The sequence below is a fragment of the Falsarthrobacter nasiphocae genome (genome assembly GCF_031456275.1).
In the GTDB taxonomy this organism is placed as follows: Bacteria; Actinomycetota; Actinomycetes; order Actinomycetales; family Micrococcaceae; genus Falsarthrobacter; species Falsarthrobacter nasiphocae.
Genome location: NZ_JAVDUI010000001.1, coordinates 914,734 through 938,690, shown reverse-complemented (window position 1 = coordinate 938,690; position 23,957 = coordinate 914,734). Strand labels below are relative to the sequence as shown.

The following is a 23,957-nucleotide window of genomic DNA, read 5'->3' as shown; positions in this document are numbered from 1 at the left end:
GACGTCAGGCCGTGGCGGCTTGAGCCTCTCGGGCGGTGTTCGCGCGAGACTGGAGCCCCGACGTCGTCCTCAGCTCCGGCACCTTGAAGAACCAGGAGAGCAGGAAGGCCAAGGTGATGACCCCGAAGCCGACCCAGTAGATCGTCCGCGCGGACTCGTTGAAGCCGTTCATGAAGGGGCGCGTCAGGCGGGGGTCGGCGTGGTTGAGGTACGAGGTGTCGCTCGCGCTCGTGTCCGCCTTGGTCTCGCCGTCCTTGGAGGCCTCCTCGTTGATCTTGTCGGCGAGCTTGGGCGTGAGCTCGTCCACCCAGTGGTTGCGCTGGGCGTCGTTGGACCAGTCCACCTGGACCTTGCCGTCCGTGACGGACGCGTGTGCCTTGGACGCGACGGCCTCGAGGGCCTTGGCCTCCGCGCCGGGCTTGGCCTTCTCGACCTGCTGGGCGATGACCGTCTGGGCCGCCTCGGCAGGGACGGCGCCGGCCGCCACCTGCGCCTGGACGGCCTTGGTGACCTGCTCGGTCACGGCCTTGTCCGCCGCGGCCTTGGCCTGGGCCACGCCCTTGTCCAGCTGCTCCTGGACCTGCTCCTTGACGGGGTCGACGATCGGGCTCCAGATCTTCTCCATGACGCCCTGGTTGTCCGGTGCGGCGGCCACCGAGGGGTCGAGAGCCGCGCTCAGGGCCGGTTTGAGGTCGTCCCGGTTGCCCATTGCCGTGGAGATGTTGTGCGGCATGACGGAGAAGAGGACGGAGAGGAGAACGGCTGTGCCCATCGTTCCGCCGATCTGGCGGAAGAACGTCGAGGCGCTCGTCGCGACGCCCATGTCCCGGGGCTCGACGGCGGACTGCGTGGCGAGGGTCAGGGACTGCATGAGCTGGCCCAGCCCAAAGCCGACGAAGAACATGCCGAGCATCAGGAACCACAGCGGGCGGTCGATGCCCATGAACGTGAGGATGAAGTAGCCGATCATCGTCGAGAACGTGCCGGTCTTGGGCAGGAAGCCGTACTTGCCGGTGCGCATGACAATCTGCCCTGACAGGATCGAGGCAATCATGAGGCCGAGGACCATCGGCAGCGTCGCGAAGCCCGACTCCGTGGGGGTCAGGCCGAGGACGATCTGGAGGTAGAGCGGGATGGTCATCATGGCGCCGAACATGGCGAAGCCCACGAGGAACCCGAGCACGGAGGACATCGAGAACGCGCCCAGGCGGAACAGGGAGAGCGGGATGATCGCGTCACGGCCCATGCGCTGCTCGATGAGGATGAACGCGGCGAGGCCGACTGCGCCCACGACGTAGCACGTGATGGCTGCGGCGGAGTCCCAGCCCCACTCGCGGCCCTGCTCGGCGACGAGGAGCAGCGGGACAAGCGCGACGATGACCGCCGTGGCGCCCCACCAGTCGACGCGGGGCTTCGTCTTCTCGTCGTCGACCTTCGGCAAGTGGAGGAAGGCCATGACGATCGCGAGGGCCACGAGGCCGATCGGCACGTTGATGAGGAAGACCCAGCGCCAGCCCGCGATCGAGAGAATCTCATTGGCACCCGCGAACAGGCCGCCGATGAGCGGGCCGAGGACCGAGGAGACCCCGAAGACGGCCAGGAAGTAGCCCTGGTACTTGGCGCGCTCGCGGGGCGTGAGGATGTCGCCCATGATGGCCAGCGGCAGGGACATGAGCGCGCCGGCGCCGATGCCCTGGACGGCGCGGAACGCCGCGAGCATGAGCATCGAGGTGGAGAAGCTGGACAGGAGCGAGCCGAGGATGAAGACGCCGATGCCGAAGATGTAGAGCGGGCGGCGGCCGAAGATGTCGGAGATCTTGCCGTAGATCGGCGTCGCGATCGTCGAGGTGATGAGGTAGGCGGTGGTGACCCAGGCCTGCTTGTCGAGGCCGTGGAGGTCGTCGCCGATGGTGCGGATGGCGGTGCCGACGATGGTCTGGTCCAGCGAGGACAAGAACATGCCGGCCATGAGGCCGATGATGACGAGCATGATCTGGCGCTGCGTCATGATCGGCTCGTGGTCCGAGGTGTGGGCCGCAGGGGCTGTTGCCGCCGCGGCAGACGCCGGGCGCGGGAGTGCAGAAGACACGGGGGTTCCTAGAGGGAGTCACGGGGGGATCGCGTCGAGGGGTCGCGTCATTGCGGCGCACGGCGGCGAAAGAGAAGAAAAGTCTATGCCTGGCGTCCGCGCGCACGCATATCAGAAGGCCGTGAATCCGGTCACGCCGCGGGCGACCGCCGAGGGCCGCCGGGCTGGAGGCGGCAAGGCCATGTAGCAAGTTGGTTGCCACGTGGCAGAGACATGTAAAGATTTTGGCAAATTCTTGCTATGTCCAGGCCCGCGGCCGGCTGTCACCCGCCCCGGTGCCACCTGCGGCTGGCTGCCGTTAGTCCTTGCGCCATCCGCGGAGCGCGTCGAGATCCCGCCACCCCCGCTCTATAGGCCGCCCGCAGTTCGGGGTTTGTGGCCGCTCCGCACCCGGGGCCCGCCCGGAGGTGGTGGACCACAGATGTGGGCTCGGCGTCGGTGTGACATGGAAAGCGGGTTGGCATGTCGGGGAAACATGTAAAGATTCTGCTAGATTCTTGCCATGTCTTGGTCTCGCACGCAGCCCTACAACCTCCTCCCGCCTGTGCCTGGGGCCGATGTCCTGGAGACGCCGCGGGTGCTCAAGGCGCTCGTCGAGGCGCGGGCTGCGTTGGCCGGACTGAACGAAGCTCTCGTCTCTATCCCGGACCCGGGAGTCTTCGTCCATGCGATGTCTCTCCTTGAGGCTCGGGCGAGCTCAGAGATCGAGAACATCGTCACGACAGCAGACGAGCTTTTCCGGGCTGCGTCAACTCCTCTGGATGCCTCGCCTGAGACACGTGAAGCTCTCCGCTATCGCAGCGCCCTCTTCTCCGGGCTGCGCCACATGTCAGAGCGCCAGGGGATCATCTCGGGGCCGCTCGCGGCCCGCATCTGCTCGGAGGTCCGTGGCATTGAGACGCGGTTTCGCACAGACATGGGAACGTTCATCGGCAACCCCGTGACGATGGAGCGCATCTACACGCCTCCCAGCGGCGAGCGGGTCATAGCGGAGAAGCTCGCGAGTTGGACTGCGTTCGTCAATGCGGGGCGCGATGACGGGCTGGACCCGCTCGTTCGCATGGCCGCGGCCCATTATCAGTTCGAGGCGATCCATCCCTTCCCTGACGGAAATGGCCGGACAGGGCGAATCCTCAACGTGCTCATGCTCGTCTCAAGCGGATTGCTTTCGCAGCCAGTGCTGTATATATCGCAATACATCATCGGCCGAAAAAATGAATACTACCGGCTCCTGAACCGCGTCACCTCGGAGGGTGCCTGGGAAGACTGGGTCGTCTTCATGCTGACGGCCGTCCGCGAGACCTCGTTGGGGACTCTGGGCAAGGTCAAAGAGATTCAGTCCTTGCAGAAGCTCACGCAGGCAACCGCCAAGGCGAGGCTGGGGACGACCGTCCCGGCAGCCTTTGTCGAGACGATTTTTCGGCAGCCCTATTCGAGGACCAAGAACGTCATGGACGCGTGCGAGGTCTCGCGCCCAACCGCGCTCCGCTATCTGCAGGCAATGGCCGATGAGGGAATTCTCGTGGCCGAGAATGTCGGACGCGAGAAGCTGTACATGAACGTGGGGCTCATGCGAGTGCTCCGCGGCATCTCGACAAGCTCCGGTCAGCGCTAGAAACGGGCGGCAGCCGCTAGTCCTTGCGCCACCCGCGCAGCGCGTCGAGCTCCCGCCGCTCCCGCTTCGTGGGCCGCCCGGCGCCCCGGTCCCGCGTCGGGACGAGGGGGATGGCGATCTTCTCGCGCGGAGGCGTATGGTCGATGAAGTTCTTGCTCGCCTCCGCGGCGCTGACCCGCTTGCCGATGAGCCCCGTGACCTCGAGGTGCCTGTCGAAGCCGTGCTGCCGCACCCGCACGCGGTTGCCGATGACCACGGGGGTGGCGGCCTTGACCGGCTCGTCGTTGATGCGGATGTGGCCCGCGCGGCACGCGGCCGTCGCGGCGGAGCGGGTCCTGTAGACGCGCACGGCCCAGAGCCAGGAGTCGATCCGTGTGCTCACGGCGTGGACTTCCACCAGTCGTCGAAGAGCGTCACGGGGGTGGTGCGCTTGTGCCGGGAGGCCAGGTAGCGGCGCTCGATGGCGGCGGCGTCCTCCGCGGGCACCGTCCGGCCCTCGAGGTAGTCGTCGATCACCTCGTAGGTCAGACCCAGCTCGTCCTCATCCGTTCGCCCCGGGTTCCCGTCCAGCAGGTCCGCCGTCGGAATCTTCTGCCAGAGCGGATCCGGAGCGCCAAGCTCCCTCAGGAGGGCGCGGTTCTGGCGCTTGTTGAGCCCGTAGAGGGGGAGGATGTCCGCGCCGCCGTCGCCGAACTTCGTGAAGAAGCCCGTGGTGGACTCCGCGGCGTGGTCGGTGCCGATGACCACGAACCCGCGCTCCCCGGCCAGCGCGTACTGCGCGATCATCCGGGCGCGGGCCTTGATGTTGCCCTTGTTGAAATCGGACAGGGGCGTGCCGGTGGTGGCCTCGAACTCCTCCGTCAGGCCGTCCACGCCCGGTTTGACGTTGTACGTCCAGTCGCGGTCGGGGCGGATCCACGCCATGGCGGCCTGGGCGTCGGCCTCGTCCGCCTGCACGCCGTACGGCAGGCGCACGGCCACGAACTCGGCCTCGCGGCCCTCGCCCCGGAGGCGTTCGACGGCGAGCTGCGCAAAGCGGCCCGCGAGCGTCGAGTCGATCCCCCCGGAGATGCCGAGGACGAACCCGCGGGCGCCGGTGGTCCGCAGATACTCGGCGAGGAACTCAACCCGCCGCTCGACCTCCGCCGCCGGGTCGATCTCCGGGCGCACGCCCATCTCCGCAATGATCTGTGCCTGAAGGGAACTCATGGCATTCAGGCTACTCCGTCCGTGCCCCGCGCCTCATAGACTGAAAGCATGACGCACAACGACTCCGCAGACCGCGCACGGCTCCTCGAGCTCGTCAAGGACCTCGCCATTGTCCACGGCAAGGTGACCCTGTCCTCCGGCAAGGAAGCCGACTACTACGTCGACCTCCGCCGCACCACCCTCCACCATGAGGCCGCGCCGCTGATCGGCCGCGTCATGCTTGAGACGCTCGACGCCGCCGGGCTCGAGTTCGAGGCCGCCGGCGGCCTGACCATGGGCGCGGACCCCGTCGGCACCGCCGTCCTCCACGCGGCGGCCGCCCAGGGCCGCGCCATTGACTCCTTCGTGGTCCGCAAGGCCGCCAAGTCCTACGGCATGGGCCGTCAGGTCGAGGGCCCCTCGATCGAGGGCCGCAAGGTCATCGTCCTCGAGGACACGTCGACGACGGGCGGCTCAGCACTGACCGCCGTGGAGGCCGTCCGCGCCGCCGGGGCAGAGGTCGTGGCCGTGGCCGTCATCGTTGACCGCGACACGGGCTCCAAGGAGCGCATCGAGGCCGAGGCCGGCGTCCCGTACATCACCGTCTTCACCAAGACGGACCTGGGACTGTCCTAGCCTGCTCCTGCCCGGCAGCCCAGCGGCGCCTCCCACGGGAGGGCGCAGAGAGGCCAGCTGGGCGCGGGGAAGCCGCTCGTGCCCTCTCCGGGCCCTGGAGACCGCATAGGATCCAGAGATGCGCACCGCCACCGAGACCCCCGAAGCCGTCACACCGGACGGCCGGGGGTTTCGCCCGTTCTGGGGCTATTCCGCGCTGACGAACCTTCAAGACGGGGTTCTCTCTGCCGCAGGCCCCCTCGTCGTCGCCTCCCTGGACCGCAGCCCGCAGGCGGTGGCGTCCGCCGTGGTGGCGCAGCAGACGCCCGTGTTCCTCTTCAGCCTCTTGGCTGGGGCGCTCGCGGACAGGGTCAGCCGGCGCACGATGGCCCTGGCGGGCAACGCCGTGCGCATCGGAGGGCTCGGGTTGCTCGCGCTCGCGGCAGCCGGCGGGTGGATCTCCGTGCCGCTCGTGCTCGGGGTGCTGTTCGCCCTGGGCACGGCGGAGTGCTTCGTCGACGCCTCGGCCCGCTCCATCCTCCCCTCGATCGTGCCGATGGCGGAGCTCGGGACGGCGAACGCCCGGCTCTTCGGCGTCTCCATGACCATGCAGCGCATGGTGGGGCCCGTGGTGGGGGCGTGGCTCGTGGTGCTGGGCCTCGCCGTGCCGTATGCGGGCTCGGCGCTCATGCTTGCCGCGGCCCTCGTCCTCTTCGCGCGCATCCCCCTCCCGCCCCACGAGGGTGTCGAGCGGCACCACGGCAACCCCTTGCGCCAGGTTGCGGCGGACGTCGCCGAGGGGGCGCGGTACTTGTGGTCGAACATCCCGGTGCGGGAGCTTGCGATCCTCGTAGCTGTCATGAACGTGTCCTTCGGGGCCCTCGCCGCGCTGCTTGTGTTCGTGGGCACCGAGCGGACGGGCCTCGGCACCGGCGGATACGGCGCGCTCCTCACGGCCATGGGTGTGGGCGGCCTCCTCGGGATGTGGGTCTACCCCCGGGTTGAGACGCGGGCCTCGGCGTCGACCCTGCTTCGGATCGGCCTCGTCTTCGAGGTGGCTACGCATCTCCTTCTGGCGGTCCTCAGCACGGGGCGGGTGGTGCCGGGCGGCCCCGTCGTCGTTCCCTCGGAGCTCTTCCACCACTCGGCATGGGTGCTTGTTCCATGGTTTGTCCTGTTTGGGATTCACGAGGCCGTGTGGGGGACCATCTCGACGACGATCCGCCAGCGGACGGTCCCGTCGCGCCTGCTGGGCCGAGTCATGGCGAGCTACTCCCTGGCGATCATCGGCGGGGCCGTGCTCGGGTCCGCGCTGGGCGGGGCGCTCGGCGGGTGGCTCGGGTGGGAGCGCGTCTTCTGGGCGACCGGCGCGCTTGCGGCCGCGAGCCTGCTCTGGGTGTGGCGGCGTCTGCCGAGCATCGCCCACGTTGAGCCCGTTCCCGCCTGAGCGGCCGCAGCCTGAAAGCCCGTGGGCGCGGCTCCCCCAACGGCTGGCACGGGGCGCCCGACGGCGCGGCTTTCAGCCCGGCATCTGGGCTGACAGACGCCGCGATTGGCCCGGGCGTGTCCCGTGGGACAGGATGCAAGGGTGCCCACACAATATCCCCGCCGCTTTGTCCAACTGTTCGTGTCCCTGTGGCTGCTCGGCATGTCCGTGGCCGTCATGGTGCGCGCGCATGTCGGCCTCGCGCCGTGGGATGTGCTCCACCAGGGCCTGGCCGCGCGGCTTGGCGTGAGCATCGGGTCCGTGGTGATCGGCGTCGGCGTCGTCGTCCTCCTCCTCTGGATCCCGCTGCGGCAGCGCCCCGGGATCGGAACGGTAGCCAACACGATCCTCATCGGCGTCTCCGCGGACGCCACCCTCGTGTGGCTGCCCGAGCCCGAGAGCATGTGGGCCCGCGTGCCGATGCTGCTCGGCGGCGTGCTGCTCAACGGCGCCGCGACCGCCGGCTACATCGGGGCTCGCTTGGGGCCGGGGCCGCGTGACGGCCTCATGACCGGCCTTGTTCGTGTCACGGGCCTGAGCACCCGCATTGTCCGGACAGGCATCGAGATCGGCGCGCTCCTCATCGGGTGGGCGCTCGGCGGTACGCTCGGAGTGGGGACGGTCGTCTTCGCGCTCGGGATCGGGCCGGTGGTCCACTGGCTGCTGCCGATCTTCGAGGTGAAGCCGCCTGCCGTCCGCACTCGCCTCGAACAGGAGATCCCATGACTTCCCGTTTCCTTGTCACCGCGCGCATCCCCGATGCCGGCCTCGACATCCTCCGTGAGGCCGGGGACGTGACCGTCCTCGACGCGCTCCCCACGCCGGAGGAGCTCACGCAGCTTCTCGCGAGCGGCGACTACGACGCCGTCCTCACCCAGATGGCCGACAAGGTCACCGAGGAGACGCTGGCCGACGCCAAGGTCAAGGGCATCGCCAACTACGCGGTGGGCTACAACAACATCGACGTCGCGGCCGCAGGCAAGCGCGGCATCCTTGTCGCGAACACGCCGGGCGTCCTCTCCGACGCGACCGCCGACATCGCCTTCCTCCTCCTTCTCGCCGTGGCGCGCCGCCTGCGGGAGGCCGACGCGCTCGTCCGCGCCGGCGAGTTCAAGGGCACGGGCCCCATGTTCATGCTGGGCCACGACGTCACCGGGCAGACCCTGGGCCTCGCGGGCTTCGGGCGGATCGCACGAGCCATGGCCCGCCGCGCGCTCGGGTTCGGCATGAAGGTCGTCTTCTCCCCGCGCCCGCCGCAGGAGCGCGAGGTTCCCGTGGAGGAGCTCGGCGAGTTCGCGGGCAAGGTCACCCAGCTGCCCTGGGAGGAGGTCCTCCGGACGTCGGACTACCTCTCCCTCCACGTCCCCCTCACCGAGGACACCCGCCACTTGATCGACGACGACGCCTTCGCCGCCATGAAGGACACCGCCATCCTCATCAACACCGCCCGCGGGCCCGTCGTGGATGAGGCCGCGCTAGTCCGGGCCCTCAACGACGGGGTGATCGCCGGGGCCGGGCTGGACGTGTACGAGAACGAGCCGGAGCTCGCCGAGGGCCTCGTGGACGCGCCGAACACCGTGCTGCTGCCGCACATCGGCTCGGCGACGACGCCCGTGCGGGACAAGATGGCCGTCTTGGCCGCCGAGGCGTGCGTGGACATGGCTCGGGGCGAGCAGCCCGAGCACCCCGTCACGGCCTAGGCCTCGCCCCCGCGCAGGGACTCGAGGAGCTCCGAGACGCCGCTGAACTCGTAGTCCGGGCGGAACGGGAACGTCGTCACGTCCTCGGGACGCGTGATGCCCGTGTAGACGAGGACCGTCTGGAGGCCCGCCTCCATGCCCGCGACGATGTCGGTGTCCATGCGGTCGCCGATCATCGCGGTGGTCTCGGAGTGGGCGTCAATTCGGTTGAGGGCGGAGCGGAACATCATGGGGTTCGGCTTGCCGACCACGTACGGGTCCCTGTTGGTGGCCGTCGTGATGAGGGAGGCCACGGCGCCCGTCGCGGGCAGGTCGCCCTCCTTGGACGGCCCCGTGGCATCGGGGTTCGTCGTGATGAACCGGGCGCCGGCGGAGATGAGCCGGATGGCCTTGGTGATCGCCTCGAAGGAATAGGTGCGGGTCTCGCCGAGCACCACGTAGTCAGGGTCCGTGTCGGTGAGGATGAACCCTGCCTCGTGCAGCGCCGTGGTGAGCCCGGCCTCGCCGATGACGAACGCGCGCCCGCCCGGGTGCTGCCGCTTGAGGAACTCGGCCGTGGCGAGCGCCGAGGTGAAGATGTTCTCCTCCGGCACGTCCAGCCCCGAGGCGAGGAGCCTGAAGCGGAGGTCCCGCGTCGTGTAGATGGAATTGTTCGTCAGGACGAGAAAGCGCTTTCCGGTCTCGGTCCAGTGGCGGATCAGCTCTGCGGCGCCGTCAAGGGCGTGATTCTCGTGGACGAGGACCCCGTCCATATCCGTGAGCCAGCATTCAACATCCGCAAGAGTGCGCTCGTGGGCTGCCATGGTTCTCCTCCTGGGCCGAATCAAACGGGAGACTTCATTGTCTCACCCACGTGGAGGGGGAATCTCGGGCCAGCGGTGTCTCCGGGCCCGCCCGGCAGTCAGTCGAGGGGCGCAGGCTCAGGCAGGTCGAACCTCTGCGCGTACGAGCCGCGGAGCCCCTCCCAGCCGTAGGCGAACGAGGCGGGGCCGACCACCCGCGCGGTCTCTTCGCCGTCGGCCATGGCCTCCAGGGTGGCGAGGCAGATGTGCCAGCCCGCCGCGCAGGCGAGGAGCATGTCCTCGCTGGAGCAGGTCATGGTGAGGTTCAGGTCCGTGTACCCGTCCGCGGGGGAGAGGGCCCACTCGAGGCGCTCGCGGCCCCAGGCGTGGGCCAGGGCGTGCGGGGGATCGAACCGGGTGACGGTACCGTCGACGAGCTCGGCGCCGGGCTCCTCCTGGAACTCGGCCGGGCCGGTGCCGGTGAGGTCGCTCGTGGGGACGCAGGGCGACCAGCGGGCCGCTCCGGCTGCGGTCGTCAGCATCCGCCACACCCAGTCGGGCTCGCGGGACAGGCGCCGCTCCAGGGTGAAGGTGGCGTCGCCGTCGTAGAAGGCCTCGTCCGGGGTGTTCTCCAGGACGCGCTCAAGGACAGGCTGTTGCGTTCTCTGGTCAGGCACGAAGGCTCCGTCGTCTCGTCCGCATGCCCTCGAGTCTGGCACGGTGCGTCCTTTCTGTGGACCGGGATCTCATGATCTGGATCTGGGAGCGGCCTGGGAATCGTAGGCTTGAGTCCATGGACAGTGGACTTTCGGGCGGCGGTGCACGGATCGGCGCAGAGGGCGACGACGGGGCCGCGGGGCGCGAGCACGCCGTCGGCGTCGGCCCCTGGGAGGGCCCGTGGCCGGAGGACCCTCGGCTGGATCCGGAGCTTCTGAGGGACGGGGACCGGCGGAACGTGCTGGACCATTACCGGTATTGGCGGCTCGAGGCCATTGTGGAGGACCTGGACCGCACGCGCCACGGATTTCATGTGGCCATCGAGAATTGGCAGCACGACCTCAATATCGGCACCGTGGTTCGCACGGCGAATGCGTTCAATGCCGAGGCCGTACACATTATTGGCCGGCGGCGGTGGAATCGGCGCGGGGCCATGGTCACGGACCGATACCTCCACGTGATGCACCACCCCGATGTGGAGGCGTTTGTCGCATGGGCCCAGAGCGAGGGTCTGCCGGTCCTCGGCGTGGACCTGTTCCCGGACTCGGTGCCGCTCGAGACGTTCGACCTGCCTGAGCGGTGCGTCCTCGTCTTCGGCCAGGAGGGGCCCGGGCTGTCCGAGGAGGTGCGGCAGGCGGTCGAGGCCACCCTGTCGATCGCGCAGTTCGGCTCCACGCGGTCCATGAACGCGGCCTCAGCGGCGGCCATCGCCATGCACGCCTGGGTGCGGCGCTGGGCCTTCGGGCAGCGGGCCACCCCAGCTCCCTAATCAGAGGGGACTGACAGAGAGGGCATTTTCCGGCCTGAGGAGCGGCGCGGGATATCATTCACTGTGAATGCTTCATCCCCCTCTCACAGATCGGGCGCCCTCCCCATGAGTTCCTCGGTTACCTCACATTCACGCGCGATTTCTTCCGGGGAAACTCGCCAGGCCTCGGAGCCCCGCCGACGCGCCGCCTCATGGAACCCCCTCAACGTGGCGGTCGGCGCCCTCGCCGCACTCGTCGCGGCCATCGCCACCGGGATCGTTCTGTCACGGTACGGGGTTCCCCTCACGGATCAGGCCCGCTTCTGGGCGGCCGTCGCCGGGACGGTCGTCCTGCCGGGCGCGATCGTCCTCCGCACGCGCCGCATGGGCTCCGTCCCCGGGTGGCTCGGCGCCGCCTTCACGGTGGGCCTCGCGTTCCAGCTCCTGGGCTGGGCGGTCGGCGTGGGCACGGGTCAGCGGTGGCTGCTGTGGGTGGTGCCCGTCGTCGTCGCCCTCCTCGTGGCAGCGGCTCTCCGCGTTCTCGACTCTCGCCGGGGAGCCCCGCGCCGCCTGCGCGAGCCCCGCGCCGAGAGGCCCGAGCGGGCGGGAACCCCATGGTGGGCGAGCCTCGTGCTCCTGGGCGTGTGGCTCGGCATTCTCCGCTCGCTGAGCCGGGGCCTCTGGGCGGCCACGCCGCTCGACTACAGCCGCCGCTGGTACCAGGACATGGACTGGCAGCTCTCGCTGAGCGCCGAGGCCCTCCACCGCGTGGCCCTGTCTGACCCGCAGTCCTCCCAGGACGGCTACCTCTCCTATCACTGGTTCGGGAACGCGCACGCGGCGGCCCTGTCCATCACGAGTGGCCTCGGCGTGGACCAGGTCGGCATTGTGGCCTGGTTCGTGCCCGTGATGATCGCGCTGCTGTTCCTGGTCTACGGCATGGCGCGGGCCCTGTCAGGCTCGCCGGCGGCGGGTGCGCTCGCGGCGCTTTTCGTCGTCCTTCCCCCCGCCCTTCCGCTGAACGTGCCGCTGGATCAGATTGCGTCCGTGCCTCTCGTCTGGCTCAGCCAGTCCCACATTTTCAGCCTGCCGGTGGCGGTTCTTCTCACCTGGCTGCTCATTGACGTCCTGCGGGCGCGGGAGGTGCCGACTCTCGACGAGGTCCTTCTTCTTCTGGTGGCGCTCGTGGCGACCGGTGCCAAGGTGTCAATCCTTCCGACAGTTCTCGGCGGCGCAGGAATTGCGGCTCTTTTCGTGCTGAGGAGGCCCCGTCTGCTCGTGCGCTCGATCATTCTCGGGGTGATCGGCTGCGCGCTCGTGCTCATCACCATGCCGATGTTCTCCGGAGGCGGAGGCGGAACGACGTACTCCCTGCTTCCGGCAGGCGGCGCGGCCGGTCCCCTGGGGGTGTGGATCGTCGCGGTCATCGTCGTCGTCGGCGCCAGCGCCTTCCTCCCCTTCCTCCTCTCCGCGGGGGCCGTGGGAACCCTCAAGGACGACGACGGCGGCCGCCGGATTGACCCCGCCGTCCCGGTCTTCGCCGGCATGGTGATCGTTGCGCTCGCCGCGCTGTTCGTCATGAAGCACCCCTCTCTGTCCCAGACGTACTTCATGCGAGGCATCCTGCCGGTCGCTGCGGTGTTCATGGCCTGGGGCGTGGTGGCCACGGCGTCGAGGGCCGTGCGACTCGCGGGCCCCCTTGCCCGCACGGGGCTGATTGCGGGCGGGCTGCTCGGGTTCATTGGCGTCTGCGTGTACCGGGGGATGACCCTCTTCACGGACCGCAAGCCCGCTCCGGGGCAGCTGATTGGGCTGACCGTCGCGGTGATCCTTCTGGCGCTCCTCATCGTGGCGCTCCGTGCCGCGCGGGGCCGGGCCGGGGCCCTCGTCTCTGTGGTGGTGGCCGGCGCGGTCCTCGGCGGCTCGCTCGTCTACCCGGCGCTCTCCGTGGGCCTGCGGTTCGCCGGCCTGGCGCCGGCCGGCCCCGTCTCACCTGGTGCGGGAACCCCGCTCATCGGCACGGTCCCGCCCCTCGTCAAGGGCGGCGGCCAGAGCAAGGAGCCCGCCACGGCGCCGCTGACCAAGGACGAGGTGGCCGGCGGCACGTTCCTCGCGCAGGCCAACCCCGACGGGGAGCTCATCGCCACCAACGTGCACTGCATGGACCTCGCCACCCGCCCGAACTGCGACGCCCGCGGCTTCTGGGTGGCCTCCCTGACCGAGTCCCCGGTGGACATCGGCGGCTGGGTCTACAGCGCCAGCGGGCGCGCCAGCCACGGCAAGAACGGCATTCACTACTACCGCCAGCCGTACGTCGACGCCGAGGCCTTCCGCCTGAACCAGGAAGTCTTCACGGCGCCGAGCGAGGCAGGGGTCCAGCGGCTGCGAGACCGCGGCGTGCGATTCCTCTACGCGGACAAGCGCGCCTCGGCCGTCTCGCCGGAGCTCGCGCGATTCGCCGAGCGTGTCTGGTCCTCGCCGACGGTGGAGGTGTACCGAATCCGTTGACACAGCAGACGGGGCAGAGGTCCCGGGGCACCTCGACAGGGATCCCGGCCAGAACGGTTTCATCACGCCTGGGATCTCCTGCGGCGGCCTTCGCCGCCGTGAGACCCGGTCCGAGCAGACAGTGGAAAGAATGACACGCCCCCACCCCCACCAGGAGTCCCGGGTGACTGCGATGGGCCACGAGTCAGACACCCCGGTCGAGTCCCGTGCGCGCGTGTCTCACCCGGCCCGACGCAGGCGCAGGCCGCCCCTCACGTCACGGCAGCGACGGACACTCGCCCTCCTCTTCGCGGCAGGTGTGGCCGTGAGGCTGATGCTGTTGCCCCTGCCCGGGCACAGCGGCGATCGCGGGTATTTCGTGCGCTGGGCTCACCTGCTGACGGAACAGCCGCTTGACCGAGCCTACGATCCGGGACGGTGGCAGCCTGACCACCTGCCGCCAGATCTGCTCACGCACTGGATACTGGCCTCGTTCTACAAGGCCATTGGCGGTCTTGACTTCGACTCGCCCTCCTACGGCGCCCTTGTCAAAGTCCTCCCGAACGCGGCCGACGTCCTCCTGGCTGTGCTCATTCTCGTGTATGTCGCAGCGACTCGGGGGCGGGCTGCCGGCGTCCTGGGCGCAGGACTGGTTCTCCTCTCGCCGCCCCTCATCCTGACAAGTGGGGTGTGGGGCCAGTGGGACTCCCAGGCGCTCCTTCTCCTCGCTGTGAGCGGCTTCGCTGCATGGCGTTGGCCTCGCGTGGGGGGCCTCTTCCTGCCTGCCGCCGTGTACGCGGTCTTCATCAAGCCGCCCCTGGCGGTCATCGCCCTCCCCGTGATCCTTGTGCCTCTTGTTCGGACGGCGCGTCGGGCGCGCGCTGAAGCCGAAGGCCCTGGGCGCTGGGTCCCCGTGCGGCGATTCCTGACGCACCTGTTCGGGGGCGCCGCTCTCGGCCTCGTCCTCGTGGGTCTCGTTTCGGCGCCCTTCAACGTGTCACTCATCAAGGTCACCGGCTCGCACTTCTTCCTGGACCTCGTTGCGATGGCTGGGAACAAGTATCAGTATCGCGCCATGAACAGCCCCAACCTTTGGGGGCTTCTCCAGCACCCCATGGAGCGGATTCCGGACACAGACCCGCTTGCCCTGGGCCTGTCCGCCTCCGCCTGGGGGCTGCTCCTCTTCCTGGCTTTCGCCGCCGCGGTCGCCGTCGTCGCCTTCATCCGCCACCGAACCCCAGTCTTCCGGAGCGACGCCGCGTTTGGGCTCTGGTGCGCCGCCGCCCTCCTCTGGGGCAGCACGTTCTTCCTCACTCGAGTGCACGAGCGCTACGTGCTCCCGGAAGTTGTCGTCACGCTGGTGCTGGCGCTCCTTGTGCAGCGCCGGACCGCGTGGGTGATCTTCGTCTGCGCCAGCCTGTCGTCCACCATCTGCACGGTCTCGGGCTTGCTCCAGGCGAACCGCCTCGTCATGAACCAGCAGGTGTGGGTGCTCGGGTGCGTCGCATACCTCATCGTCGGGATTCTCCTCATGGCCCTGCCGTTCCTGCGTCAGCCCGCCCGGCAGGCCACCGTCACAGGCGCGCGCGCTATGCTCCACCGCGAGGGCTTGTGACAGCTGGAGGGCGGATCGCCCGCAGCGCCGCCCCGCTACCCGAGGAGATCCCCACCATGAGCACGCTCAACCCCTACATCAGCTTCACCAACACGGCCCGCGAGGCGATGTCCTTCTACAAGGACGTCTTCGGCGGCGAGCTGTCCCTCATGACCTTCGGCGAGATGGGCGAGACGGGCGAGATCAAGGACCTCGTCATGCACTCCCAGCTCACCACTCCGAGCGGATTCACGCTCATGGGCGCTGACTCCCCGAGCCCCGAGCACCCCGTCACGTACGGCGACAACGTCACCGTCTCCCTCTCCGGCTCCGAGGCCGACGAGCTCCGCGGCTACTGGGAGAAGCTCAGCGAGGACGCAGAGATCGAGGTCCCGCTCGAGAAGCAGATGTGGGGAGACGAGTTCGGCATGCTCAAGGACCGTTTCGGAGTCAAGTGGATGGTCAACATCGCCAGCGCCGGCCAGTCCCAGGAGGCCTGAGCGCCCCACACGCGCGTCAAAGCCACACGGCGGCCGCGGCCACACTGGCCCCCCATCTCCGGCGGGGCAGCGGTGCCGCAGGCCGCCGTCGTCGTTGTCCACGAAATTGTGGACGCCCCCACCCAAGGCGAGGGGGCCTCGCTAGGATGGGAGGAGCACGGCCAGCGAAGGCCGGACCTGATCGAGAAGGAGCAGCCATGCCCATCGTGACTCCCGAGAAATACACCGAAATGCTGGACACCGCCAAGAGCGGCGGCTTTGCGTTCCCGGCGATCAACGTGACGAGCTCGCAGACGCTCAACGCGGCCATCCGCGGCTTCGCCGAGGCCGGCTCGGACGGCATCATCCAGGTGTCCACGGGCGGCGCCGCCTACTGGTCCGGCGCGTCCGTCAAGGACATGGTCGTGGGCTCGCTCGGTTTTGCAGCCTTCGCACGTGAGGTGGCCAAGGCGTATGACGTCAACATTGCCCTCCACACGGACCACTGCCCCAAGGACAAGCTGGACGGCTTCGTCCTCCCGCTTCTCGAGGCGTCCGAGGCCGAGGTCAAGGCCGGCCGCGACCCGCTCTTCTCCTCCCACATGTGGGACGGCTCGGCGGAGACGCTCGAGGAGAACCTCCGCATCGCCGAGGACCTGCTCAAGCGCACGCACGCCGCCAAGATGATCCTCGAGGTCGAGATCGGCACGGTCGGCGGCGAGGAAGACGGCGTCGAGAACGAGATCAACGAGAAGCTCTACACCACCGTCGAGGACGGCCTTAAGACCATCGAGGCGCTCGGTGCTGGCGAGAAGGGCCGGTACATCACCGCGCTCACCTTCGGCAACGTCCACGGCGTCTACAAGCCGGGCGGCGTGAAGCTGCGCCCCGAGCTCCTCAAGAAGATCCAGGACGAGGTCGGCGCCAAGATCGGCAAGAAGGACCCGTTTGACTTGGTCTTCCACGGCGGATCCGGCTCCACCGCGCAGGAGATCGCGGACGCGGTGTCCTACGGCGTCATCAAGATGAACGTGGACACGGACACGCAGTACGCGTTCACGCGCCCCGTTGCCGGGCACATGCTCTCGAACTACGACGGCGTCCTCAAGATCGACGGCGAGGTCGGCAACAAGAAGACCTACGACCCGCGCGTCTGGGGCGCCAAGGCTGAAGAGGGCATGGCCAACCGCGTGGTTGAGGCCTGCCAGAACCTCGGCTCGGCCGGCAAGTCCATCAAGTAGAACGACGGCGGGCGTGCCCCCACGGGGTCGCCCGCCGCGTGCGTTGCCCCGGGGCTCGGCACATGGTGCGGGCCTCGGGGCGTCACGAGTTTCAGGCCGCGGGAGCTCGGTTGGAGTGAGCGTTGGGCCGCAGGATTGCGGCCGAATCAGAGTTGAGTCGCGGGAGCGCGGCGGAAGGAGACACCCCCATGTCGAACAACCTCGGAATGCCCGGCACCGGGCCCGTCGAGACGCGCCTCCCCGAGGAGACGGACGTCCTCTCTCGGTTCGAGGCCGGTGATGAGGGCGCGGACCTCGTCCGACGCTTCCCCGCCTCCTCCCTCGCGTGGGCGCAGGCCGCCGAGGATGCCTGGGGCGAGGGCCTTGAGGTGGAGAGCTACGCCTTCGCGCGCGTCGGCTACCACCGCGGGCTCGACTCCCTCCGCCGCGCCGGCTGGAAGGGCGCCGGGCGCATCCCGTACTCCCACGAGCCCAACCGCGGCTTCCTCCGTTGCCTCGTGGCGCTGCAGCGGGCGGCGGCAGCCATCGGGGAGCAGGACGAGGTCACCCGCATCAACGACTTCCTCAACGAGGCTGATCCGAGCGCCAAGGCCGCGATCCTGGGGGCGTAGCCGCCTCCTCTTCTCTCCCCGTTGCGGGGCGATTTTCGCACGCTGAAGCGCGGTTTTTGGTTCAAACCCGCCCCGTAACGGGCAGGGAGGGTGATGAGACCGCGTCGCGGATGAGTCGCGTGGCCGGTGCCCAATCATGCACCGCGTGATCGGCGCACAATTCGATGTATTTCCAGCCAGCCCGTTCAAAGCGATCCCGCTTGCGGAGATCCCGTGCGATGCCGTCGGCGGTCCAATGGTGAGCCCCGTGATAGTCCACCGCAACCTTGGCCTCGAGGAATGCCAAGTCCGGTTGCCCTAGTACGTGACCGCCGTCGGTGATAACTGCGTTGCACACCGCGCCTGTTATGCCCGCGTCTTCAAGAGCGAGCCTGAGCTTCGTTTCCATCGGTGAATCGGATCCCACGCTCGCCCGCTCCAGTGCGGACTGGAACGCCGGGCGTCCTCGAATACGCCGTTGCGCCGCGATCCATTCCCGTAATGAGGTAAGAGTCTCGTGCGGCTCAATACGTCCCTCAAATTCTTCTCGAGGTACGCGGACGAGCCAGTCGATGAGGATGACCAACTCAATCTCCGTGAGCCGTGGCGCTAGGGAGAGGGGGTTAGCGGCCAAAAAGTGTGTGTGGCAGGGGTCTGCTTCTCAGTCGGCAGTAGGGCTATACGCCCGTTGACTTACTCTGCAAGCATGATGAATGCCCCTTCCCGCGAATCGGCCCCGTTGTGGTGTATGCGCCCAGACCCTGATCAAGAACGGCACGACCAGCGCAGGACGCCCGCGCTACCGATGCTCATCCTGCGGAGCGTCCACCACCCCAGCCCGCCGGGATGACCTGACGCGGGCCCACCAGATCCACCGCTTCGAGGACTGGCTCCTTGGACGTACGACCCAGGGCGAGCACGGGCCCGCTCGCACCTTCCGCCGCCAGCATGCCTGGTGCTGGAACGTGGCCCCGGAACCAGTACTGACCGGGGAAGTCCACCGGGTGCTGATGCTGGATGGGACGTACTTCAACACCTGGTGCGCGCTCGTGGCCTACACCGGTGAGCATGTCGTGGCGTGGCAGTTCTGCGACCGGGAGAAGCGCGCGTCATGGGCCGCGCTGCTGGAGATGATCCCGGCCCCGGACATCGTCATCGTCGATGGGAACGCCGCGGCTCTGACCGTGATCGGCGAGCTGTGGCCCGCCACCCGGGTTCAACGGTGTCTCTTTCATCTGCTTCACCGGGTGGATGAGCATCTCACTCGCCGGCCCGTGCTACAGGCAGGGCGGCAACTTCGGTCGCTGGCCCGGGCGTTGCCGAAGGTCTCCTCCCTGGACCAGGCGGCCTCGTGGGAGGCTTCGTTGGCCGCGTGGCATGGGGCCTGGCGGGCGTTTCTGACGGAGCGCACGTACGCCCGTGCTGGCCTGGTGAGGCCCTCGAGCGTGCCTGTGAACGCGGCGTGGTGGTACACGCATCAGCGTCTTCGGCGGGCGTATTTCACCCTGGAACGCGTGCGCAAAGCCGGGCATCTCTTCACGTGGTTGGAACAAGCCAGGCCCGGGGAAGTGCTGCCGCGTACGACAAGTCCGCTCGAGGGTGGGGTCAATGCCGGGCTCAAGGAGCTCTTCCGGTCACATCGCGGGATCCCCAGGCACCGGGCCCCTGTCGCGGCGGCCTGGTATTTCCGGTCCTTGAGCGTGGACACTCGACCAGCAAGCGAGCTCATCCGCGCCGAGCACTACCAGGCCCGGGAGGACACCATCGCGGGCGTCGAGGAGGTCATCGGGCCCGAGCTGTGGGGCCACGGGTTCAGCTGGGAGGACGGGAACGGAACCCAGCAAGGGTGGGCAGGACGGCCATGACACGCCCGAGAAAAACACACTTTTTGGCCGCTAACCCGGGAGAGGACGGTGCGGCGCCTGGAGAGAATGTCGGGCTCCAAGCCCGGCATCTGCAGAACGTCCTGTTCCTCCACCTTGGACCGTGAAACATACACGTCACTGCGTATGGACCGGGGGCTCTCTTTGCCTCTGATCAGGTGGACGCCGTGGTCCATCCGGGGCACGGGCATCCCGTACAGGGCTGCCGCCGTGAGGCCAGAAACGATGGAACCTGGCAACGTTTGAGCAACCGCATTCACCTTGGCTATGAGCGCAGATCTGTCCCTCCCGGAGAGCAGGGAGGGTGGCCGAGCCTCACCGAGGAGCCATTCGGGGGCGGGATCTGAGCCCTCGGTTTCTGCCCATACGCCCCACGTCACCCGCCTCAGGCTTTCACTCCGGCATTGAGGTCGTGGGCGGTGGCCGCGGGTGCAGTCCCGAGGAGTGAAGAATGCCGGGTGGCCCGCGTGCGATGAGTCCATGGCCGCACCATCTCATTTGCCGCTCCCATACGTGCCGAACACCAGCCTGAACGTGGATAACTTCCGCCACCCCTTCTCTTTCTCACCCGTTCCTGGGCGACGTTCGCACGCGTGAACGCGTTCCCCTGGTTCAATCTCGCCACGGAACGGGAGGGGGAAGGTAGCGCGGCTGGCGTCAGTGACCCAGGGCGCTCTGGCTGAGCTTGAGCATTGTGGTCATGTTGCGGCTCGTCATCGTGATGCCCAGCTGCCGCTCCACGAGCGCGTTCGAGAGCTTCGAGGAATGCACGTTCCCCGCGTATCCCAGGTACACGAATCGACCCGCGTGCCTCACGGTGTCCTGCCCGAAGTCCCGGTCCCGCAGGGCCCTCATCTTCTCCTCGCTGGGCGCCTCCGAGCAGCAGCCCACGTACACCGCAGCGAACTCCTCGGGCTCAAAGGGGTTGTTCTCCACGGCGAACTGCACGTCGTCGCTCTCAAGAACGATGACGGCGGTGGCCACGCCCAACTCATCCTCAATGCGCGCGAGGAGCGCCGCGGGGAAGGCGTCCGGCTCCGTCTCGGTGATGAGGTTGCCTGTGTTCAGGAGGGTGCGGACGCCGGTGGCGCCGAGGTCTTCCGCGATGCGGCGCAGGTCCGCCATGGGGACCTTGTTCCGGGCGCCGAGGTTGACGGCGCGCAGCAGGTGGATCCGAGTCATGGACCTAGATTATGCCGCCCGGCCCACGGTGGCGCTCCCTCCTCATCTCCCGTTTCGAGGCGATTTTGAACCAAAAATCGCGCTCAGGCGTGCGAACATCGCCACGGAACGAAGGAGGGGAAGGGGCGGAGGCGTGTTAGAAGAGGACCGGCTCGTCGACGACCCCGCGTTCCGCCCCGAGCCCTTTGAGGATGGCGCGCACGCCGAAGTCGAAGGCCTCGGGGGCCAGCGGGTCCACGTCTCGGCCCAGGGCCTCGGCGTTCTGCTCGGCGGCCACCGCGGCGAGGATGTGGTGCTCGAGCGTCTTGGCGCCCCATTCCGCGTCCTGGTCCGAGAGGCCGAAGCCGCGCAGCAGGGGCGGGATCTGGGCCAGGCCGGGGAGCGGCTCGGGGGAGGCGGCCACAGCGATGAGGGCGACGTCCGCCCCGTCACGCACGGACGACAGCGCGGCTCGGATGCTGCGCGCGAGCTGCGGCAGGTCCTCGCCGCGGCAGTGCTCCAGGATGGCCGTGGCGGTGAGCACGAGGAGCTCCTGCTTGTTGTGCACATGCCAGTAGAGGGCGCTGGGCTGGACCTCGAGATCTGCGGCGATTCGGCGCATGGACAAGTCCGCGAACCCGTACTTCCGAAGGATGCGGAGGGCCGCATTCGTGATTTCGTTGCGGGAGAGCGCCATGAAGACCAGTCTAGTGGGGCGGCTCGTACCGGCTTTGCCCTGGGCTGGCTCCCCTGACGGGGCAGTCAATTTAACGCTGTTCAGGGGTTCTGGACTAACATGGCTGAACACCGTTCATTGAACATCGTTCACCCCGGGATCACAGGGGAAGCGCGTGAGGAGTCACCATGTCGCAGCAGGCAGCACCCGCCCCCATGCAGGCGGATTCCGCCCCCACATCGGCCCCCACAGCCCCGGGTGCCCCCACCCCGGCCCCCACCCCCGCCGCCACCAGCCCTCACAACCTGGCCGCCCGCATCCTCGCCGGCCACACGCTGACCCACGCCGAGGCCCTCGCCCTCCTCGCCACCCCGGACGAGGACACCCTCGATCTCCTCAACGCCGCCTTCCGTCTCCGCCGTGAGCACTTCGGCCTGAGCGTCAAGGTCAACTACCTCGTCAACCTGAAGTCGGGCCTCTGCCCCGAGGACTGCACGTACTGCAGCCAGCGCCTCGGCTCCGCGGCCCAGATTCTCAAGTACACGTGGCTGGACAAGGACGAGGCCGTCCGCCAGGCCAAGCTCGGCATCGGCGGCGGCGCCCGCCGGGTCTGCATGGTCGCCTCGGGGCGCGGCCCCACGGACCGGGACGTGGACCGGGTGTCCGCGATGATTGCGGACCTCAAGGCGGACCACCCCGAGATCGAGGTCTGCGCGTGCCTCGGCATCCTCAAGGATGGCCAGGCCGAGCGCCTCCGGGCCGTGGGCGTCGACGCCTACAACCACAACATCAACACCGCCGAGTCCCACTACGAGGACATCTGCTCCACGCACTCCTACGCGGACCGCGTGGCCACCGTGGAGAAGGCGCAGGCTGCGGGCATGAGCGCGTGCTCGGGCATCATCGTGGGCATGGGCGAGTCGGACGAGCAGCTTGTCGAGGCCGTCTTCGCCCTCCGCGACATGGGCTCCGACTCCATCCCCGTCAACTTCCTCATGCCCTTCGATGGCACCCCGCTCGAGGGGACGTGGGAGCTCAGCCCCCTGCGCGCCCTCCGTATCCTCGCCCTGGTCCGTTTCGCCGCGCCGGACCGTGAGCTGCGCATGGCCGGCGGCCGCGAGATGCATCTGCGCAGCCTCCAGCCCATCGCGCTCCAGGCCGCCAACTCTCTCTTCCTGGGCGACTACCTCACCTCCGAGGGCCAGTCCGCCGAGGAGGACCTCGCCATGATCCGCGACAACGGCTTCCACGTCCTCGGCGAGCGCCCCGGCGAGCCCGGCTTCACGGGCGCCTCGGGGGAGGCGTGCGCTTCCGCTGCCGGGGAGAGCTCCTGCTGTGGTTCCGGCTGCGGGAGCACGACGACGACGGCGGCTGGCGCCAGCGCAACCCCCGCCCCGCGCAAGAGGGGTGCCGGCACGGACCTGGACCCGAACGCGTGAGCCACAGCCCCGTCGAGCCGCCGCCGTCCCCCGGCGCCCCCGATTCTGGCGTGTGCCACTGTCATTGCGCGGGGCGTCCGCCAAAGGAGGGGGTGCGGGCGGGGGTGGTGCGCCGTCGGTGAATCGCCGTTGCTCGTCCGCCGGTCCTACCCGGTGGCGAGGCGGAGGCCGACCTGCGCCACGACGAGCGCGGCACTCGCGGCGCACGCGATGAGGCCCTTCAGTCCGAGTCCCCGGAGCGTGCCGGCGAAAACGCTGGGGACGACCACGAACCCCATGAACGCGAGTGCCAGGTCGGTGAGGGATCCAATCGGCACAAGGAGCAGGCCTGCCAGGCCCACGGCGCCCATCACCGCGAGGTCGATCACGGTGGGTCGGGAGAACGGCACATTCGGGAAGTGCCGGAGCTCCACCGCGCGCCGGGCCTCGAAGAGCGCGGAGATGACAAGCATTCCCAGTGGGATGAGCATGGCCTGGTCCTCCTGAAGCGGTGCCGTCACGTCATGCGGGAGGGCCGAGGGCCGCTCAGGGGGTGCGGGCCGAGGCCGCCTGACGTTGGTGAATACCGTCTGATATGGGTATATCCTCGATGCGTGCCCGTGTCAACGGCCTGCCCCGCCCGCGCCCAAGGTCTTGACCCCCTCGTCTGGCGTTTGCCACCGTCATTGCGCGGGGCATTCGCCAAAACTGGGGGCACCCTGTCCAGGAGGCCTGCCCGGCCTGCGCCCAGCCGACCTGCGCCCAGCCGACCTGCGCCCAGCCGGGCCGCCCGGCCCCGCCCCCAGGTTGGCGGTTCCGCCCACGGCTGAGACCCCTTGCGCCAGCCCCCGCCCAGGAGCAGTGTGGGAGATAGTCGGGCTCATCCCCGGCGATCCCCAAAAACACAAGGAGCACCCTCATGGCTGACCTCACCGGCAAGAACGTTCTCATCCTCGCGAGCCAGGGCGTCGAGCAGGTCGAGCTGACCTCCCCGCGGGACACCCTCTCCGATGCGGGCGCCACCATCACCCTCGCGGCCCCGAGCGGCAAGGACTTCCAGGCCCTCCAGGGGGACTGGGACCGCGGCGAGACATTCAGCCCGGACCAGGCCATCGACGCCGTTAAGGCCGATGACTTCGACGCCCTCGTCCTCCCCGGCGGCACCCTCAACGCGGACGCGCTCCGCCAGTGCGAGGACACGCAGGCCCTCGTCCGCGCGTTCCTCGACGCGGGCAAGCCCGTCGCCGCGATCTGCCACGCCCCGTGGATCCTCATCGAGGCCGGCGTCGTCAAGGGCCGCACCCTGACCTCGTTCGCCTCCGTGGCCACGGACCTCAAGAACGCCGGCGCGGAGTGGGTTGACCAGGAGCTCGCCGAGGACGGCGGCCTCATCACGAGCCGCACCCCGGATGACCTCGAGGCGTTCGGCAACGCCATCGTCAAGGCGCTCTCCTCCAACGACGACGACGCGGCCTCCGCCTAACCTCG

23 protein-coding genes are annotated in these 23,957 nt (G+C 68.7%); 14 read left to right on the top strand and 9 right to left on the bottom strand.

All coding sequences use genetic code 11. The features are described 5' to 3' along the window. Positions 1-4: 4 nt before the first annotated feature. Entirely contained in the window at positions 5-2,008 is a 2,004-nt protein-coding gene (locus J2S35_RS04220) for an MDR family MFS transporter (RefSeq protein ID WP_309853028.1), read from the bottom strand. A 583-nt stretch (positions 2,009-2,591) separates the two neighbouring features. Here J2S35_RS04220 and J2S35_RS04215 point away from each other — a divergent pair. Further along, positions 2,592-3,704: a Fic family protein gene (locus J2S35_RS04215; RefSeq protein WP_309850178.1), complete on the top strand. Its 1,113-nt coding sequence runs from the start codon at positions 2,592-2,594 to the stop codon at positions 3,702-3,704. A 16-nt stretch (positions 3,705-3,720) separates the two neighbouring features. Here the strand turns inward: J2S35_RS04215 and J2S35_RS04210 are convergent, their stop codons facing one another. Both J2S35_RS04210 and nadE read right to left on the bottom strand, forming a co-directional pair. Beyond that, positions 3,721-4,086, bottom strand: a complete 366-nt coding sequence (locus J2S35_RS04210; RefSeq protein ID WP_309850177.1) for an RNA-binding S4 domain-containing protein — start codon at positions 4,084-4,086, stop codon at positions 3,721-3,723. Then, positions 4,083-4,913, bottom strand: a complete 831-nt coding sequence (gene nadE, locus J2S35_RS04205) for an ammonia-dependent NAD(+) synthetase (RefSeq protein ID WP_309850175.1) — start codon at positions 4,911-4,913, stop codon at positions 4,083-4,085. The genes J2S35_RS04210 and nadE overlap by 4 nt, the downstream gene beginning before the upstream one ends. A gap of 48 nt (positions 4,914-4,961) precedes the next feature. On the opposite strand from nadE, the gene pyrE reads away from it, so the two are divergent. The 4 genes from pyrE to J2S35_RS04185 all read left to right on the top strand — a co-directional run bounded on the left by pyrE (position 4,962) and on the right by J2S35_RS04185 (position 8,693). After that, positions 4,962-5,528 carry an orotate phosphoribosyltransferase gene (gene pyrE / locus J2S35_RS04200; protein ID WP_309850173.1) on the top strand — a complete coding sequence of 189 codons (567 nt, stop codon included), beginning with the start codon at positions 4,962-4,964 and terminating at the stop codon, positions 5,526-5,528. 118 nt (positions 5,529-5,646) lie between these two features. Continuing rightward, positions 5,647-6,954: an MFS transporter gene (locus J2S35_RS04195; RefSeq protein ID WP_309850171.1), complete on the top strand. Its 1,308-nt coding sequence runs from the start codon at positions 5,647-5,649 to the stop codon at positions 6,952-6,954. Between the two features lie 141 nt (positions 6,955-7,095). Beyond that, the gene (gene yczE, locus J2S35_RS04190; RefSeq protein ID WP_309850169.1) at positions 7,096-7,719 is read left to right on the top strand and encodes a membrane protein YczE; all 624 of its coding nucleotides are present in this window, start codon (positions 7,096-7,098) and stop codon (positions 7,717-7,719) included. Then, positions 7,716-8,693, top strand: coding sequence for a 2-hydroxyacid dehydrogenase (locus J2S35_RS04185; RefSeq protein WP_309850168.1), 978 nt, complete (start codon positions 7,716-7,718; stop codon positions 8,691-8,693). Before yczE ends, J2S35_RS04185 begins: the two co-directional genes overlap by 4 nt. On the opposite strand, the gene J2S35_RS04180 is transcribed toward J2S35_RS04185, so the two are convergent. Together J2S35_RS04180 and J2S35_RS04175 are read right to left on the bottom strand one after the other, a co-directional pair. Beyond that, positions 8,690-9,496, bottom strand: coding sequence for an HAD-IIA family hydrolase (locus tag J2S35_RS04180; RefSeq protein ID WP_309850166.1), 807 nt, complete (start codon positions 9,494-9,496; stop codon positions 8,690-8,692). The two genes, J2S35_RS04185 and J2S35_RS04180, sit on opposite strands and share 4 nt — an antisense overlap. 98 nt (positions 9,497-9,594) lie before the next feature. Further along, complete coding sequence (locus J2S35_RS04175) at positions 9,595-10,152, bottom strand: SRPBCC domain-containing protein (RefSeq protein ID WP_309850164.1); 558 nt, start codon at positions 10,150-10,152, stop codon at positions 9,595-9,597. Positions 10,153-10,268: 116 nt separating this feature from the next. Here J2S35_RS04175 and J2S35_RS04170 point away from each other — a divergent pair, with 116 nt between their 5' ends. The 6 genes from J2S35_RS04170 (at position 10,269) to J2S35_RS04145 (ending at position 17,352) form a co-directional block, all read left to right on the top strand. Further along, positions 10,269-10,961, top strand: coding sequence for a TrmH family RNA methyltransferase (locus J2S35_RS04170; RefSeq protein WP_309850163.1), 693 nt, complete (start codon positions 10,269-10,271; stop codon positions 10,959-10,961). A gap of 207 nt (positions 10,962-11,168) precedes the next feature. Beyond that, positions 11,169-13,448 (top strand): hypothetical protein, encoded by a 2,280-nt coding sequence (locus tag J2S35_RS04165; RefSeq protein WP_309850162.1) that lies wholly within the window; start codon positions 11,169-11,171, stop codon positions 13,446-13,448. Between the two features lie 313 nt (positions 13,449-13,761). Beyond that, the gene (locus J2S35_RS04160; RefSeq protein WP_309850160.1) at positions 13,762-15,042 is read left to right on the top strand and encodes a hypothetical protein; all 1,281 of its coding nucleotides are present in this window, start codon (positions 13,762-13,764) and stop codon (positions 15,040-15,042) included. A gap of 56 nt (positions 15,043-15,098) precedes the next feature. Further along, positions 15,099-15,521 (top strand): VOC family protein, encoded by a 423-nt coding sequence (locus tag J2S35_RS04155; protein ID WP_309850158.1) that lies wholly within the window; start codon positions 15,099-15,101, stop codon positions 15,519-15,521. A 197-nt stretch (positions 15,522-15,718) separates the two neighbouring features. Beyond that, the gene (fbaA, locus tag J2S35_RS04150; RefSeq protein WP_309850157.1) at positions 15,719-16,741 is read left to right on the top strand and encodes a class II fructose-bisphosphate aldolase; all 1,023 of its coding nucleotides are present in this window, start codon (positions 15,719-15,721) and stop codon (positions 16,739-16,741) included. A 188-nt stretch (positions 16,742-16,929) separates the two neighbouring features. Next, positions 16,930-17,352 carry a DUF3151 domain-containing protein gene (locus tag J2S35_RS04145; protein ID WP_309850155.1) on the top strand — a complete coding sequence of 141 codons (423 nt, stop codon included), beginning with the start codon at positions 16,930-16,932 and terminating at the stop codon, positions 17,350-17,352. Positions 17,353-17,413: 61 nt separating this feature from the next. Here the strand turns inward: J2S35_RS04145 and J2S35_RS04140 are convergent, their stop codons facing one another. Beyond that, positions 17,414-17,917, bottom strand: coding sequence for a hypothetical protein (locus J2S35_RS04140; RefSeq protein ID WP_309850153.1), 504 nt, complete (start codon positions 17,915-17,917; stop codon positions 17,414-17,416). Positions 17,918-18,044: 127 nt separating this feature from the next. Between J2S35_RS04140 and J2S35_RS04135 the strand changes: the two genes are divergently transcribed. Next, on the top strand, positions 18,045-19,196 hold the full coding sequence (locus J2S35_RS04135; protein WP_309850149.1) for an IS1249 family transposase: 1,152 nt from the start codon (positions 18,045-18,047) through the stop codon (positions 19,194-19,196). Positions 19,197-19,871: 675 nt separating this feature from the next. Here J2S35_RS04135 and J2S35_RS04130 read toward each other — a convergent pair. Together J2S35_RS04130 and J2S35_RS04125 are read right to left on the bottom strand one after the other, a co-directional pair. Further along, complete coding sequence (locus J2S35_RS04130) at positions 19,872-20,396, bottom strand: DUF1697 domain-containing protein (protein WP_309850147.1); 525 nt, start codon at positions 20,394-20,396, stop codon at positions 19,872-19,874. Between the two features lie 136 nt (positions 20,397-20,532). Then, positions 20,533-21,072, bottom strand: coding sequence for a TetR/AcrR family transcriptional regulator C-terminal domain-containing protein (locus J2S35_RS04125; RefSeq protein WP_309850145.1), 540 nt, complete (start codon positions 21,070-21,072; stop codon positions 20,533-20,535). A 167-nt stretch (positions 21,073-21,239) separates the two neighbouring features. On the opposite strand from J2S35_RS04125, the gene bioB reads away from it, so the two are divergent. Next, on the top strand, positions 21,240-22,490 hold the full coding sequence (gene bioB, locus J2S35_RS04120) for a biotin synthase BioB (protein ID WP_380083696.1): 1,251 nt from the start codon (positions 21,240-21,242) through the stop codon (positions 22,488-22,490). 146 nt (positions 22,491-22,636) lie between these two features. On the opposite strand, the gene J2S35_RS04115 is transcribed toward bioB, so the two are convergent. Beyond that, positions 22,637-22,960 (bottom strand): hypothetical protein, encoded by a 324-nt coding sequence (locus tag J2S35_RS04115; RefSeq protein WP_309850143.1) that lies wholly within the window; start codon positions 22,958-22,960, stop codon positions 22,637-22,639. 428 nt (positions 22,961-23,388) lie between these two features. On the opposite strand from J2S35_RS04115, the gene J2S35_RS04110 reads away from it, so the two are divergent. Next, positions 23,389-23,952 (top strand): type 1 glutamine amidotransferase domain-containing protein, encoded by a 564-nt coding sequence (locus tag J2S35_RS04110; RefSeq protein ID WP_309850141.1) that lies wholly within the window; start codon positions 23,389-23,391, stop codon positions 23,950-23,952. The last annotated feature ends 5 nt before the right edge of the window (positions 23,953-23,957 follow it).